Annotated in this window: 1 protein-coding gene; it reads left to right on the top strand. The window is 57.8% G+C overall.

The window, feature by feature from the left end; translation table 11 throughout:
- Positions 1-97: 97 nt before the first annotated feature.
- The coding region (locus tag ACGF49_RS25390; protein WP_387493609.1) for a hypothetical protein at positions 98-223 on the top strand (126 nt) is incomplete at its 3' end.

The following is a 223-nucleotide window of genomic DNA, read 5'->3' as shown; positions in this document are numbered from 1 at the left end:
GCTGGTGACCTGCCGCTATGATAACCCAGGGTATCTGGCGGAATGTGACACCTTTCAGTTTCACCACCTGTGGCATGAATACACGCCGCAGGGGAACATGACCCGCTGGCACGACACCGATAAAACCGATGTCACCGTGCACTATGACAAAGCGGGCCGGGTGACGGCCACCACCACCCCGCAGGGATACTGGCAGGACCGTTTTGCATACGATGACGACCAT

Source organism: Photorhabdus sp. RM96S (assembly GCF_042879335.1).
Lineage (GTDB): Bacteria > Pseudomonadota > Gammaproteobacteria > Enterobacterales > Enterobacteriaceae > Photorhabdus > Photorhabdus kayaii.
The sequence above is the reverse complement of the archived record's forward strand: the minus strand, read 5'-3'. Positions and strand labels throughout refer to the sequence as shown.